This is a genomic window from Devosia nitrariae, from assembly GCF_030160115.1.
Taxonomy (GTDB): Bacteria; Pseudomonadota; Alphaproteobacteria; order Rhizobiales; family Devosiaceae; genus Devosia; species Devosia nitrariae.
Window position 1 is genome coordinate 292,983 of sequence record NZ_BSNS01000022.1, and the last position, 12,958, is coordinate 305,940.

Genomic DNA, 12,958 nt, shown 5'->3' on the forward strand with positions numbered 1-12,958 from the left:
GCTAGACCGCCTCGATGGCGCCGGTGATCAGCCCCGTGACCTCTTCGGGCGAGGTGTCGGACGCTTTCTTGGCGGCGACGAGCCGGCCGCGCCGCAGCACGGCCACCTTGTCGGCGACCTCGAACACGTCCGGCATACGGTGGCTGATCAGCACCACGGCGATGCCGTGATCCCTGAGCTGCCGGATAAGGTTGAGGACCTCGGCGACCTGCCGCACCGAGATGGCCGCGGTCGGCTCGTCCATGAGTACGATCCTCGCCTCGGTGAGCAGAGCGCGGGCAATGGCGACCGCTTGGCGCTGTCCGCCGGACATGCGCCGGACGAGGTCGCGCGGCCGGGTTTCGGACTTGAGCCGCGAGAAGAGCTCGCCGGTTCTTTTGCGCATGAATGCATAGTCGACGACCTTCAGCGGGCCAAACTGCCGGATGGGCTCCCGCCCGAGAAAGACATTGGAGGCCGCCGACAGGTTGTCGCAGATTGCAAGGTCCTGATAGACGACCTCGATCCCGGCGCGCTGGGCATCGATCGGCTTGTGGAACTCAACCTTTTGGCCGGAAATGAACACCTCGCCGGCAGAGGGCGGGAAGTTTCCGGCGATCACCTTGACCAGCGTCGACTTGCCCGCACCGTTGTCGCCCATCAGCCCGTAGACCTCGCCCGGCTCGATGCTGAGCGACACATCGTTCAGCGCCTGGATCGCCCCGAAATTCTTGGAGATGTTGTGCAACTCAAGCGCGCTCATGTGCGTGCCCCTCCTCGAATTGCAGCCGCTCCAGCGCCTGCGCGGCACGCTTTCGCGCCCGGTAGGCGGCGAACTGCTGGTCGGCAAGGACCCCGAGCAGGATCACCGTTCCCATGACCGCGAAATTGAGCGAGGACGGGATACCGAGGAGGTTGACGAGGTTCTGCAGCTCCTGGAGCAATACTGCCCCGAGCACCACGCCGACGATCGAGCCCTCTCCGCCGCGCAGCGAAAATCCGCCGAGCACCGCCGCTGCGATTGCGTAAAGCTCATAGAAGTTGCCATGGGACGACGGCTGCACCGATTTGGTGAACATGGCAAAGTAGATCGCCGCGATTGCCGCCAGCACCGAGCAGATCACATAGGCGCTGGTGATGACGAACCCGGTCTTGATGCCGGAAAAGCGCGCGGCCTCTTCATTCTTGCCGACGGCATAGAGATGCCGCCCGAAGACGGACCGGTGCAGCACCAGCCACATGACGACGGCAACAAGGACCATGGCAATGAACGAATGCGGCATGCCAAAACTGCGCCCGATGGTCAACCACTCCAATTGCGGGAACGACGCGCCGAACGGGAAGCCAGCGGTCGCCTCGGCCGTATAGCCGCGGGCGACCCCGCGATAGATCAGCAGGCCACAGAGCGTCACGACGAACGGCTGCATCTTGAAGCGGGTGATCAAGAGGCCATGCGCCAGTCCCATCAGCGCACCGAGCGCGATGATAACCGCGACGGCCACGGGCCAAGGCACGCCCAATTTACCCACCATATCGACGAACAGCACGCCGAGGAGCGCGATAACCGATCCGACTGAGAGATCGATGCCGCCGGTCATGATCACGAAGCCCTGGCCGATGGCGAAGAGCCCGAAAAGACCGATGAGGTTGGCCGTATTGCCGAGGTTGATCGGCGACAGGAACAGCGGGTTGCGCAGATAGACGATGGCGCCAACAACGATGATGAGGACGGCGAGCCCCAGATCCTTCTTCTGCATCGTTCAGGCCTCCTCCAGGACCCTGCCGACGGCCAGCATCAGCACATTGTGCTCCGAAAAGTCACGGCGCTGCAGCTCCCCGGTGACCCTGCCGTCCTTCATCACCACGATCCTGTCCGACACGCCGATTACCTCCTCCATATCGCTTGAGATCATCATCACGCCGACGCCACGGTCGGCGAGCGCCCGCATGAGCTTGTAGATTTCCGCTTTCGCGCCGACGTCGATGCCGCGCGTCGGTTCGTCGAAGATGATGACCTTGGGCGCCATCGACAGCCACTTGGCCAGCACGACCTTCTGCTGGTTGCCGCCCGACATCTCGAGCGCCGCACGCCGCACGTCCGGCGTCCGGATCGAGAGCTTGCGACGCTGATCCTCGGCGACAACGATCTGGCGCGCACGTGAGACCATGCCCCATTCGGCAAAGGCCGGCAGGTTCGCCATCGTCACATTATCGAGGATTGCGAGATCCAGGATGAGACCGGATCGCTTGCGGTCCTCCGGCACGAGATAAAGTCCGGCTGCTATGGCTTCTGCCGGAGACTGCGCGTCGAGCGGTTTCCCGCCGATAGAAACCTCGCCGCCGAGCTTCCCCCCGACGCCGAATATTGCCTGGGCCAGCTCGGTGCGCCCGGCTCCGATGAGGCCGGCAACGCCGAGGATTTCACCGGTGTGCACGTCGAAGCTCGCGGCGCTCGCGGGCTTGGCCGACGTCCTGACATTCCTGATCGCCAGCAATGGCTCGCCGGGCGCCGCGGCCGGCGGCGTATAGAGGGCCTTGAGATCACGGCCGATCATCAGCCGGATCATGGCATCGTGGGTCGTGTTCTCGCGCGGCAGATGCCCGGCGATCCGTCCGTCCCGCAGGACCACCACCCGATCTGCACACGCCTCCACCTCCCCCAGGCGATGGGAAATGAACACCACGGCGATACCCTGCGCCTTCAGATCGGCGATGACCTTCAAGAGCGTGTTGGTCTCCGAGATCGTCAGGCTCGACGTGGGCTCGTCCATGATCACCAGCCGCGCCTCGACCGAGAGCGCCTTGGCGATCTCGAGCAACTGCTGTTCGGCGAGCGACAGGGTCGCCACCGGTGTACTCGGCTTGAAGCGGGCGCCAACCCGGTCGAGCAGCGGCTGCACCGCCGTATGCATGGCGCCGATGTCGATCAATCTGAACCGGCCGCGCGTCTTCTCACGACCGAGGAAGATGTTGGCGGCCACATCGAGGTTATCGAAAACATTGAGTTCCTGGTGGACGAACGCGATGCCGGCCGCCTGCGACTGCGCCACCGTCAGGCTGTCGTACTCCTCACCATCGATACTGATCGTACCCGCGGTCGGCGTGATCACGCCCCCGAGAACCTTCATCAAGGTGGACTTACCGGCGCCGTTTTCGCCGATGAGGCCGATCACCTCGCCCGCTCGAATGTGCAGCGAGACGTTTTCGAGCGCGATCACCCCAGGATAGATCTTGGTGATCGCTTCCAACCGCAGATCGAGTTGCAGATCTGCACTCATGCGTTTCGGCTCCCCCGTTGCCGGACAGCGGCGCGTACCGTCGAATGACCGGGTGGACGCATGCTACGCCCACCCGGTGCATGGCGGGAGTCTTCAGCCGCCTATGCGCGCCTTGAGTTCGGCCTCGAACGCATCGACATTGGACTGGTCGATGACCTTGGTCGGCACGATGATCAGGCCATCCTCCGGAACCCCGGACGTGTCGCCTTCGAGATAATCGGCCATCAGGTGCATGCCCTGGTACCCCCACTGATAGGGGTCCTGCACGACCGTACCGGCAAAGCTGCCTTCGCGTACGGCGCCCAGCGTGATCGGATCCTCATCGAATGCGATCACGGTGATCTCGCCGAGCTTACCCGCAGCCTGCAGGGCCTCGTAGATCTTGGGCGGATTGTACGAATAGAACCCGACCATGCAGTTGACGTCAGGCATCGCCGCCAGCACGTCGTCGACATTCGACCGGGCTCGGGCAAAGTCCACGTCGTCGCCGCGCACGTCGACGAGCTCGATGCCCGAACCTTCCACCGCCTGGCGGAAGCCGGCGATGCGTTCCACGGCATTGTCGGCGCCGAGGAACCCGACGAAGCCCATGCACTTGCCACCTTCAGGCATCGCCTCGAGCGCGATCTCGCCGGCCTGGACTCCGGCATCGGTGTTGGACGATCCAAGATAAGCGATACGATCGCTTTCGGGGGCGTCGCTGTCGGTGGTGAACAGCGGGATCTGGGCCGCGATGCGATTGAAGGCATCAATCGAGTTCTTCGGGTCGGCCGAGGAAATCATGATGGCGTCGGTGCCGGCAGCGACGAGGTCATCCATCAGCGCGTTCTGCAGCGCCGCGGTACCTTGTGCCGGATAGCGGAACTGCAGCTCGTAATCGGGCAGCTCCGCCTGCGCCGCGCTGACGCCGGCCTCGGCCAATTTCCAGAAGTCCGATGCCGCGTTCACCACGAACGCGAGCTGTTGCTTGTCCTGCGCATGCGCGCCGGTGGCGAGGACTACCGCAAGAGCGGCCACGCCGAGGGTCATTCCAAGTCTCATCTCTCTCCTCCTGAGATTGCCTTGAAGTCCATAGTCGTTCGTTTCTATCAGTAATATTATCAATAGAGATACGTAAGGAAGCGCATTCTGACGCGACCTCACCGCACCTTTCGACGGGCGCCGGGACCTGCAAACGGACCCGGCACCCGCAGCCAGCGGGATCAGGGCTCTTCGCAGAAGCCCGGATCCTCCTCGTTACACACGTCGAGCCCGGTATAGAGGGGGTCCTCCACGGTCTCGCCGTTGATCAGTTGGATCATCACATCGGGCGCGCGCAGCCCCATCTCGAACGGACGCTGCCCCACCTGCACGTGGCTGCGGCCGTCGCGGAAGGCCTGTGTCTGCGGCGGCAGAGTGTCGCCGGCAACGATGATCAGGTCCTTGGATTCCAGCCGGTCCATGACCTGGTCGGTGACCTGCGCGTAGGCCTGCGGGGCGAACTGCGCCCAGCCGCCGACCAGGATAAAGGCATCCAGATCGGGGTTGGCGGTGAAGGTGTCGGCCATCTGCTGGTTGGCCAGATCCGCCTGGTCGTTGGTAAAGAGCGGGCAGCCGTCGATCTCGGTCCAGCCGTTCTGGCCGGTCAGCCGATCTATGCCCTCCTCGCCGCTTGCCGTGTCGCGGAAGCCCTGGGCGCGGGCATTGATATTGTCGGCGGCGACATTGCCGAGCTGCAGGCAGACCGTCCCGCCCTCCGGCTTCAGCTTCATGGCCTCCTCGGCCATCTTGACGCCCATGAGATAGTTGTCGGTGCCCAGATACGTCGCGCGGAGGTCACGGTCCTCTTCCAGGAAGTCCGCATCGATGGTCATGACGGGAATGCTGGGGCTGATCTGGCGGATGCGGTTGGCCATGGCCGGCGCGTTGGACGGCGATATGGCAATCGCGGCGACGCCGCGGGTCAAGAGGTCATCGACGATCTGCACTTCGCCGGCTTCGTCGGCGCTCGAGGCGGGACCGGTGTAAAGGCATTCGTATTCGGAGTCCGCATTGTTGGCCATCCACTCCTGGCAGCCGAGATTGATCTGCTCGAAGAACGGATTGTCCAGACCTTTGACGACGATCGCCAGAGTCTGCTTGTCCTGCGCCTGCGCCGTGACGCCGGCCAGCACCAGCGCCGACGCCAACGCCGGCAATAGATAGTTCCTCATAGTCCTTCCTCCCTGGTTGCCTGGCCCGGCCTCCTCAGCCCGGGTACCAGATCTTTCGAGGATCGCCCGGGTCCCGTTCATAGGCCCAGGCGCGCTCGACGAGCGCCTCGAAATCGGTGTGCGGCTGCCATCCCAGCAGCAGCCGCGCCTTTGAGTTGTCCAGCCAATTGCTGTGAAAGGGCGTGCGGATCGCCGCCGGCTCCAAGCCCCGCGTGCCCGCCAAGTACTCGGCGACCTTGGCGTAATCGACCGGTTCGTTCATCGAGATGTTGAAAAGCGCTCCCTCGGCCGCCCGGTTGTCGAGGGCGGCAAGGATCGCGCCCACCAAATCGTCGACATGAACGAAATTGCGCTTCAGCGGCGCGCCGGCGGCATCGAGCAGCAGCGGCACCGCGCCCTTTTCCGCAAGGCCAACCTCCTCCTCGGCCGATATGAGGGTCGACCAGGCGGGTCCGCCGAACTGCCCAGGACCGAAGCTCAGCGCATAGCGGAAATCGTCCTTCTCCATAACCCAGGGCGCACGCAGCACCGTGCCGTTGAGGCCGTACTGAATCTGGTACTGCTCGATCATCACCTCTTCGAGCACTTTGGTCAGCGCATAACAGCCGGGATAGGCCATGCGGGGGGAAGCTTCGGTGATCGGCGCGGGGTAACGGTGGAAGATATGGCCCACGGCGCAGTCGCCGCTGATCAGCATGAACTGGCGTAGCGTCGGCGAGCGGCGCGCTTCCTCGAGCAGCAGGAACATGCCCTTGACCGCCACGCCGATCGCGAGATCCGGGGATTCCTTGACGGCAGCCATGTGCAGCACATGGGTCACCCCCTCCATCGCCGTCCGTACCACTGCCTCATCGGCCTGCGACCCGAAAATGACGCGCACGCGCGGCGTCGCCTCGAGTGTCCGGTTGTGACAGAGCGCCACCACGTCCCACGCGCGGAATTCGTCGCGGGAAAGAAACGCGCCGAGGAAATTCCGGCCGACCTTTCCGGTCGCACCGGTCACCAGAAGCTTCATTAATCCCCCCTCTTTCTATAATCAATAATATTAAGTAATATTCTTTAGTCAAGCCGCCATTGAGAGGGGTGAAGGAGGCAGTTTCGGGCGACGAATGGGTCGGGCGACCCTTCCGCCATGGCGACGGATCAGCCTCGACAAGCGCTCGGTTGGGGAAAGAAGCCGGGAGCGGTTAGGTAAACACAGTTGACATTTGCAATTGGGCCGGGTTGCCGCTAGCCAACTATCAAGAGCATGACGGTATTCAGAAGACCCGAGGGGTCGGAACGATCGATGTCGGAAAACACGGGACGTGGCGGCAGGGGACGGCCGACGATGATGGACGTCGCGGCGATGGCCGGTGTGTCCCAGGCGACCGTGTCCCTCGTGCTCAACGGCAGCCCCGGCGCAAAGCTCGCCGACGCAACGCGCCAGCGCGTGCTGGATGCCGCCCACAAGCTGGGTTACCGACTGATCGGCCGGGACTCGCGCGGCGCGTCCGGAATGCAGTCCACCGTTGTTTTCATTGCCGATGAGCTTTCGACCGACCCGTGGATGGCGCTGGCCTTCCAGGGCGTGCGCGACAAGGCGCTGGAATTCGGCATCAACGCCTGCCTTGCCGTCAGCCATGGCGAAATCAATATCGAGACGGTCGTTGCCAGCCAGATGAGCCGACTGTCTCCGCTCGGCTTCATCTATGGCACCATCCTGACTCGCCTCGTAGAGGTCTCCCCGGCTCTCGCCGGCGACCATACGGTGCTCCTCAACTGTTATGATGCCGAGCGCGAGTATCCGTCCGTATTACCCGGCGATCTTCTAGGCGGCCGCACAGCCACAGAGCGGCTGATAGCGGCAGGCTACAAGCGCATCGGCTTCATCAACGGACAGCAGGGTGTCGATGCCGCCCGCGACCGGCTGAAAGGCTATCGGCAGGCCCTTGCCAGCAACGACATCCCGTTCGATGCCGCCCTGGTGCGGCCCGGCAACTGGGAGCCGGACTCCGGCTACGAGATGACGCTGGAGCTGATGGCGATGGACCATCCGCCCCACGCCATCTTCTGTGCCAACGACATGATGGCGCTCGGCTGCTACGACGCGCTGGCCAAGCTCGGGTTGAAGGTGCCCGACGATATCGCCGTAATCGGGTTCGATGACCGCGAGATCGCCCAGCACATGCACCCGCCACTGACGACGCTGATCCTGCCCCACTACGAGATGGGAGAGATCGCCGCCGAGATGCTGATCGATGGGGCCAACGGCCTGCGCGCCCGGCACAACCGCATCAAGGTCGAATGCGAGCTGGTCGAACGCCAGTCGGTGGAGTAGGACGGCACCTCGGACTCCAAGGCCCAGGCCGCCGGATGGGTCGGGAAGGCTCCGGCCTGCCGGTAACAGGCGCGAACGGCGCCGCCCGTTCGCGCTACTTCAGCCGCTCTGCATGCCAGGCGATGTGATCGGCCATGAAGGTCGAAATGAAGAAGTACGAGTGATCGTACCCGGCGCGCATGTTGAGCGTCAGCGGAATGCCGGCGGCCTTGCACGCCTCTTCAAGGAGCCACGGCCGCAAGCCATCGTCGAGGAAGCCATCGGCATCGCCCTGGTCGACGAGGAGTTCCGGGAGCCGGAAGCCGTCTTCGATGAGGTGCGTCGCGTCATAGGCCCGCCAGGCCTGCTCGTCCTGACCGAGATACTTCTCGAAGGCGGTTCGCGACCAGCCGGCGGTCGAGGGCTGGGCGATGGGCGCAAACGCCGACACCGAACGGAAGCGGCCGGGACGCTTGAGCGCCAGGGTGATGGCGCCATGGCCGCCCATCGAGTGGCCAAAGATCGACTGACGGTTCATGTCGAGCGGGAAACGCCCGGCGAGGAGCTCCGGAAGCTCGGAGATGATGTAGCTGGCCATGCGGTAGTTGCGCGCGAACGCAGGCTCTGTGGCGTCGACATAAAAGCCCGCCCCCTGCCCGAATTGCCAGTTGTCGGGCTCGTCCGGAACGTCCGCGCCACGCGGGCTGGTATCAGGGCAGATGACGGCAACGCCGTGCTCGGCGGCGGCGCGCCGATACTCGCCCTTGTCCATGACGTTCTGGTGCGTGCAGGTGAGGCCCGACAGGTACCAGAGCAGCGGCACAGGCCCATCCTCCGCTTGCGGCGGCAGATAGAGCGCGAAGGTCATCTCGCTGGCGCATTCGCGGCTCTCGTGACGATAGACGCCCTGGATGCCCCCGAAGCTCTTCGAGGTGGAAACCGTCTCCATGGTCGGCAAGGTCAATAGAGGACGACGGAGCGGATCGACTTGCCCTCGTGCATCAAATCGAACCCCTTGTTGATGTCCTCGAGCGGCATGGTGTGGGTGATGAGGCTGTCGATATCGATCTTGCCCTCCATGTACCAGTCGACGATCTTGGGCACGTCAGTACGGCCCCTGGCGCCTCCGAACGCCGTGCCGCGCCACACCCGGCCGGTGACCAGCTGGAAGGGTCGCGTCGAGATCTCCTTGCCGGCCTCGGCAACGCCGATGATGATCGACTCGCCCCAGCCGCGATGGCAGCATTCGAGCGCCTGGCGCATGACCTCGGTGTTGCCGGTCGCATCGAACGAGAAGTCCGCCCCGCCCCCGGTGATGTCGACGATCGCCTGCACCACCTTGTCGTTGCCGACTTCCTTGGGGTTGACGAAGTGGGTCATGCCGAACTTTCTGGCCATTTCCTGCTTGGCCGGATTGATGTCGACGCCGATGATCTTGTCGGCGCCGACCATGCGCGCGCCCTGGATGACATTGAGGCCGATGCCGCCGAGGCCGAAGACCGCGACATTGGCGCCGGGCCACACCTTGGCGGTGTAGATGACGGCACCGATCCCGGTAGTCACCCCGCAGCCGATGTAGCAGATCTTGTCGAAGGGCGCGTCCTGGCGCACCTTGGCGACGGCGATCTCGGGCAGCACCGTGAAGTTGGAGAAGGTCGAGCAGCCCATATAGTGAAAGACGTCGCGGCCGGCCTGAGAGAAGCGCGAGGTGCCGTCGGGCATCAGACCCTGCCCCTGCGTCGAGCGGATGGAGGTGCAGAGGTTCGAGCGGTGCGACAGGCACGTCTTGCACTCGCGGCATTCGGGCGTATAGAGCGGGATCACATGGTCGCCGGGCTTGACGGACGTGACCCCTGCGCCGACCTCGCGCACGATCCCTGCGCCTTCATGACCGAGAATGGCCGGGAACTTTCCTTCGGAATCAAGGCCCGAGAGCGTATAGGCATCGGTATGGCAGATGCCGGTCGCCATGATCTCGACCAGCACCTCGCCGGCCTTGGGGCCCTCCAGATCGACCATTTCGATGGTCAGGGGCTTCTTGGCCTCCCAGGCAACGGCGGCGCGGACTCTCATGACGGGACCTCCTATCGATTTGCCCCATCATGGCCTATCGCGGCGAGACGGCCAACTGCCTCCGCGTTCGTCTCAGGGCCTTGGTGATGAAATTGCTGGGTTTTCCACCCTGCTGCGGTACTGGCGGGCGACCGTCAGCGCTAGACTTTGCTTCTCACCGCACGGATAGATTCGGCGCATGATCGTTTGGCTCGCTTCATTCCCCCGTTCGGGAAACACTTTCCTTCGCATCCTGCTCAATCGGCTCTATGGCGTGCGAAGTTCGGTGGTCTATGACGTCGATGGCGTGGCCGCGAGGCTGGGCCAAGAGTTCGTGGGCTTCGAAAACCGGCCCGCGAGCTATGACGAGATGCGGTCCTCCTCGGCGATCCACTTCGTCAAAACGCATCGGCAACGCGACAGCGACGTGGATGCTGGGGATCGGGCGATCTGTCTTATGCGGGACGGTCGAGACTGCCTTGTGTCCTGGGCGCGCATGCAGAGCGAGACCGATCCGGACCTATACGAGACGAAATTGCGTGAGATGATCGATCGGACTGATCCGATCGGTACCGGCAGCTGGGGCGCCAACGTCCTGAGCTGGCTCATGCCGGAGATGCCGAACCGCGTGGTTGTCCATTACGGGGAGCTGGTAGCCATCCCGAAGCCGTAACGCGGCGGATCGTCGGCGAACTGGTTCCTGACCTGCCCCTGGTGGACGGCGCCAGTGCGCCCGATTTTGCAAAGTTGCGAGAGACAGACGACAAGTTCTTTCGCCGGGGACTGATAGGCTCGCATCGCGACGAACTCCCAGACGACTTGCACGCTCGCTTCTGGTCGCGGCCGGACAATGTTGCAGCGATGGCGCTGCTCGGGTTCGATCCACCCGGCGAAGTGGCGAACGCCACCATGCCGGCGCCGTCCTAACACACTGCGACGCGGCCCCGGTACAGCGGATCGCCTCTTGACTTAGAGCGCGCTCGAACCCCTAGCCTTGGACGCGTCCTGTTACGGAAGGCAATCATGAAGATCGGTGAACTGGCCAGGCGCTCGGGGCTGTCGTCCCATACTCTGCGCTACTATGAGCGCATCGGGCTGTTGCCCTATGCCGACAGGGACCGGTCGGGCCAGCGAGACTACGACGCATCGATCCTCACCTGGATCGAGTTCATCGGCCGCCTGAAAACGACCGGGATGCCGATCCGGGAGATGCTGCGCTATGCCGCTCTGCGGGAACGTGGCGCCGGAACGGAGGCGGAGCGTTGTCGATTGCTGGAACAGCATCGCGACAGTGTGCGTGCCCACCTTGCAGAACTATCGGAGTGCCTTCTCGTCCTCGACACCAAGATCGCCGGTTATGCCGGCACAGAAATGAGGATCAATCCATATGACACAGCACCACCAGAACGCCGGCAACGGCCGGCCGGAGCACGGCGGGCGGCCGGCCGGGACTGACGGCAACGCTTCGCGGACACGCAAGCTCGGTCCGCACCTTACCGTCTCGACTGTCGGGCTCGGCTGCATGGGCATGAGCCATGCCTATGGTGGCCAGGACGAAAGGGAGTCCGTGCGCACGCTGCACCGGGCGGTCGAGCTCGGTGTGACCTTTTTCGACACCGCCGAGGTCTATGGACCTTTCGAAAACGAGATCCTCGTCGGCAAGGCGTTGAAGCCCTATCGGGATAAGGTGGTGATCGCCACCAAGTTCGGTTTCCGCATCGATAAGGGCAAGGCGGGCGTCGAGGCCATGTCTGGTGTCGACAGCCGTCCGGAACATGTCCGCGAGGTGGCCGAAGCATCGTTGAAGCGGCTTGGGGTCGAGGTGATCGACCTGTTTTATCAACACCGCGTCGACCCGCAGGTGCCGATCGAGGAGACCGTCGGCGCCATGGCCGAACTGGTGAAGCAAGGCAAGGTGCGGGCACTCGGCCTGTCCGAGGCGAGTGCCGACATCGTCCGCCGCGCCCATGCCGTGCATCCGATCTCAGCTCTCCAGAGCGAATACTCGCTCTGGACCCGGGATCCGGAAGGCGAAATCCTCGACACCTGCCGCGAACTCGGCATCGGCTTCGTACCGTTCAGCCCGCTCGGCCGTGGGTTCCTCACCGGCAAGATTCAGAAGCCCGAGGATTTCGGCGAGAACGACTTCCGGCGCACGCTGCCGCGCTTCAGCCCCGAGAATATGGCGGCCAATGCCGCTTTGGTAAAAATGCTCGAGGAAATGGCCGCCGACAAAGGCGTAACAGCCGCCCAACTCGCCCTCGCCTGGGTCCTCAACCAGGCTGATTTCATCGTTCCCATTCCCGGAGCGCGCCGGATTGAGCATCTGGAGCAAAATGTCGCCGCGGCCGGGATCAGCCTTTCACCGCAAGAACTCGAGACCCTCGGCGACATGCTGGCGCCGGCAAAATTCTCCGGTCAACGCTATGGCAATGCCGGCGCGTGGGTGAGGAAGTGATTACCTCTTCGGTTCGAACAGGCGATCGCGCGAGCCCGTGAGGTGATCCTTCATCAGCCGGCGCGCCGCTTCGGCGTCGCCGTCGCTGATCGCCTCGAACACCGCCTTGTGCTCGGTAAAGACATTCTGCAACCCGTCGCTGGTCGAGCGCAGTGACAACCCGTGGAAGCGCATGCCGACGGCGATATGCTCTTCGAGCGCCTTCATGGCCGTTGCGAAATAGGGGTTGGCCGAGGCTTGAGCGATAGCGAGGTGGAACATGAAATCGGCGTCTGCCCTGTGCGCCTGCCGATTGGTGGCGTCGCGCAGGAGGCTCAGTGCAGACTTGATTTTCGAGAGCGCCTCGGGCGTGCGCCGCACCGCCGCCATCGCCGCGGCCTCGGGCTCGATGGTGAGGCGGAAATCATAACAGTGCTGGAGGTCCGACAGGTTCTCCATCTGCCCGAAGCCGAGCGGCTCGCGCAGGCCATGTTCGCGCACGAAGCTGCCCGCGCCGCGGCGGGAATAAATCAGGCCCTGGTCGCGCAGCCGCTGCAGCGCGTCGCGCACCACGGGCCGCGAAACCTGGAACTCGGCCGCCAGCGCATGTTCGGTCGGCAGCCGTTCGTCGACGCCATAGGCGCCGGACTTGATGGCCCGCTGGATGCGATCGAACACCGCGTCAGAAAGACTGCGCCGAACATTGAGGGCCTCCGACATT

The 12,958-nt window shown here is 63.8% G+C and carries 13 protein-coding genes; 4 read left to right on the top strand and 9 right to left on the bottom strand.

Annotated features, from left to right (window positions below):
* Position 1: 1 nt before the first annotated feature.
* The 6 genes from QQK18_RS21050 to QQK18_RS21075 all read right to left on the bottom strand — a co-directional run bounded on the left by QQK18_RS21050 (position 2) and on the right by QQK18_RS21075 (position 6,464).
* On the bottom strand, positions 2-742 hold the full coding sequence (locus tag QQK18_RS21050; protein ID WP_284342337.1) for an ATP-binding cassette domain-containing protein: 741 nt from the start codon (positions 740-742) through the stop codon (positions 2-4).
* Complete coding sequence (locus QQK18_RS21055) at positions 729-1,736, bottom strand: ABC transporter permease (RefSeq protein WP_284342338.1); 1,008 nt, start codon at positions 1,734-1,736, stop codon at positions 729-731. The genes QQK18_RS21050 and QQK18_RS21055 overlap by 14 nt, the downstream gene beginning before the upstream one ends.
* A gap of 3 nt (positions 1,737-1,739) precedes the next feature.
* Entirely contained in the window at positions 1,740-3,257 is a 1,518-nt protein-coding gene (locus QQK18_RS21060; protein ID WP_284342339.1) for a sugar ABC transporter ATP-binding protein, read from the bottom strand.
* Positions 3,258-3,350: 93 nt separating this feature from the next.
* Positions 3,351-4,298: a sugar-binding protein gene (locus QQK18_RS21065; protein WP_284342340.1), complete on the bottom strand. Its 948-nt coding sequence runs from the start codon at positions 4,296-4,298 to the stop codon at positions 3,351-3,353.
* A 161-nt stretch (positions 4,299-4,459) separates the two neighbouring features.
* Positions 4,460-5,449 carry a substrate-binding domain-containing protein gene (locus tag QQK18_RS21070; RefSeq protein WP_284342341.1) on the bottom strand — a complete coding sequence of 330 codons (990 nt, stop codon included), beginning with the start codon at positions 5,447-5,449 and terminating at the stop codon, positions 4,460-4,462.
* A 34-nt stretch (positions 5,450-5,483) separates the two neighbouring features.
* Positions 5,484-6,464, bottom strand: coding sequence for an NAD-dependent epimerase/dehydratase family protein (locus QQK18_RS21075; protein WP_284342342.1), 981 nt, complete (start codon positions 6,462-6,464; stop codon positions 5,484-5,486).
* A 273-nt stretch (positions 6,465-6,737) separates the two neighbouring features.
* On the opposite strand from QQK18_RS21075, the gene QQK18_RS21080 reads away from it, so the two are divergent.
* Entirely contained in the window at positions 6,738-7,769 is a 1,032-nt protein-coding gene (locus tag QQK18_RS21080; RefSeq protein WP_284342343.1) for a LacI family DNA-binding transcriptional regulator, read from the top strand.
* Positions 7,770-7,863: 94 nt separating this feature from the next.
* On the opposite strand, the gene fghA is transcribed toward QQK18_RS21080, so the two are convergent.
* Both fghA and QQK18_RS21090 read right to left on the bottom strand, forming a co-directional pair.
* Positions 7,864-8,697: an S-formylglutathione hydrolase gene (fghA, locus tag QQK18_RS21085; RefSeq protein WP_284342344.1), complete on the bottom strand. Its 834-nt coding sequence runs from the start codon at positions 8,695-8,697 to the stop codon at positions 7,864-7,866.
* 11 nt (positions 8,698-8,708) lie between these two features.
* Entirely contained in the window at positions 8,709-9,821 is a 1,113-nt protein-coding gene (locus QQK18_RS21090) for an S-(hydroxymethyl)glutathione dehydrogenase/class III alcohol dehydrogenase (RefSeq protein WP_284342345.1), read from the bottom strand.
* A gap of 178 nt (positions 9,822-9,999) precedes the next feature.
* Here QQK18_RS21090 and QQK18_RS21095 point away from each other — a divergent pair, with 178 nt between their 5' ends.
* The 3 genes from QQK18_RS21095 (at position 10,000) to QQK18_RS21105 (ending at position 12,258) form a co-directional block, all read left to right on the top strand.
* Positions 10,000-10,473, top strand: coding sequence for a sulfotransferase domain-containing protein (locus QQK18_RS21095; RefSeq protein WP_284342346.1), 474 nt, complete (start codon positions 10,000-10,002; stop codon positions 10,471-10,473).
* 350 nt (positions 10,474-10,823) lie between these two features.
* Positions 10,824-11,255, top strand: coding sequence for a MerR family transcriptional regulator (locus QQK18_RS21100; RefSeq protein WP_284342347.1), 432 nt, complete (start codon positions 10,824-10,826; stop codon positions 11,253-11,255).
* Positions 11,188-12,258 carry an aldo/keto reductase gene (locus QQK18_RS21105; protein WP_284342348.1) on the top strand — a complete coding sequence of 357 codons (1,071 nt, stop codon included), beginning with the start codon at positions 11,188-11,190 and terminating at the stop codon, positions 12,256-12,258. Before QQK18_RS21100 ends, QQK18_RS21105 begins: the two co-directional genes overlap by 68 nt.
* Here the strand turns inward: QQK18_RS21105 and QQK18_RS21110 are convergent, their stop codons facing one another.
* Positions 12,259-12,957 carry a FadR/GntR family transcriptional regulator gene (locus tag QQK18_RS21110; RefSeq protein ID WP_284342349.1) on the bottom strand — a complete coding sequence of 233 codons (699 nt, stop codon included), beginning with the start codon at positions 12,955-12,957 and terminating at the stop codon, positions 12,259-12,261. It lies immediately after the preceding gene.
* Between the last annotated feature and the right edge of the window lies 1 nt (position 12,958).

Coding starts and splice junctions, on each gene's coding strand:
- QQK18_RS21050 (WP_284342337.1), bottom strand. CDS start 742: ATGAGCGCGCTTGAGTTGCACAACATCTCCAAGAATTTCGGGGCGATC.
- QQK18_RS21055 (WP_284342338.1), bottom strand. CDS start 1,736: ATGCAGAAGAAGGATCTGGGGCTCGCCGTCCTCATCATCGTTGTTGGC.
- QQK18_RS21060 (WP_284342339.1), bottom strand. CDS start 3,257: ATGAGTGCAGATCTGCAACTCGATCTGCGGTTGGAAGCGATCACCAAG.
- QQK18_RS21065 (WP_284342340.1), bottom strand. CDS start 4,298: ATGAGACTTGGAATGACCCTCGGCGTGGCCGCTCTTGCGGTAGTCCTC.
- QQK18_RS21070 (WP_284342341.1), bottom strand. CDS start 5,449: ATGAGGAACTATCTATTGCCGGCGTTGGCGTCGGCGCTGGTGCTGGCC.
- QQK18_RS21075 (WP_284342342.1), bottom strand. CDS start 6,464: ATGAAGCTTCTGGTGACCGGTGCGACCGGAAAGGTCGGCCGGAATTTC.
- QQK18_RS21080 (WP_284342343.1), top strand. CDS start 6,738: ATGTCGGAAAACACGGGACGTGGCGGCAGGGGACGGCCGACGATGATG.
- fghA (WP_284342344.1), bottom strand. CDS start 8,697: ATGGAGACGGTTTCCACCTCGAAGAGCTTCGGGGGCATCCAGGGCGTC.
- QQK18_RS21090 (WP_284342345.1), bottom strand. CDS start 9,821: ATGAGAGTCCGCGCCGCCGTTGCCTGGGAGGCCAAGAAGCCCCTGACC.
- QQK18_RS21095 (WP_284342346.1), top strand. CDS start 10,000: ATGATCGTTTGGCTCGCTTCATTCCCCCGTTCGGGAAACACTTTCCTT.
- QQK18_RS21100 (WP_284342347.1), top strand. CDS start 10,824: ATGAAGATCGGTGAACTGGCCAGGCGCTCGGGGCTGTCGTCCCATACT.
- QQK18_RS21105 (WP_284342348.1), top strand. CDS start 11,188: ATGACACAGCACCACCAGAACGCCGGCAACGGCCGGCCGGAGCACGGC.
- QQK18_RS21110 (WP_284342349.1), bottom strand. CDS start 12,957: ATGTCGGAGGCCCTCAATGTTCGGCGCAGTCTTTCTGACGCGGTGTTC.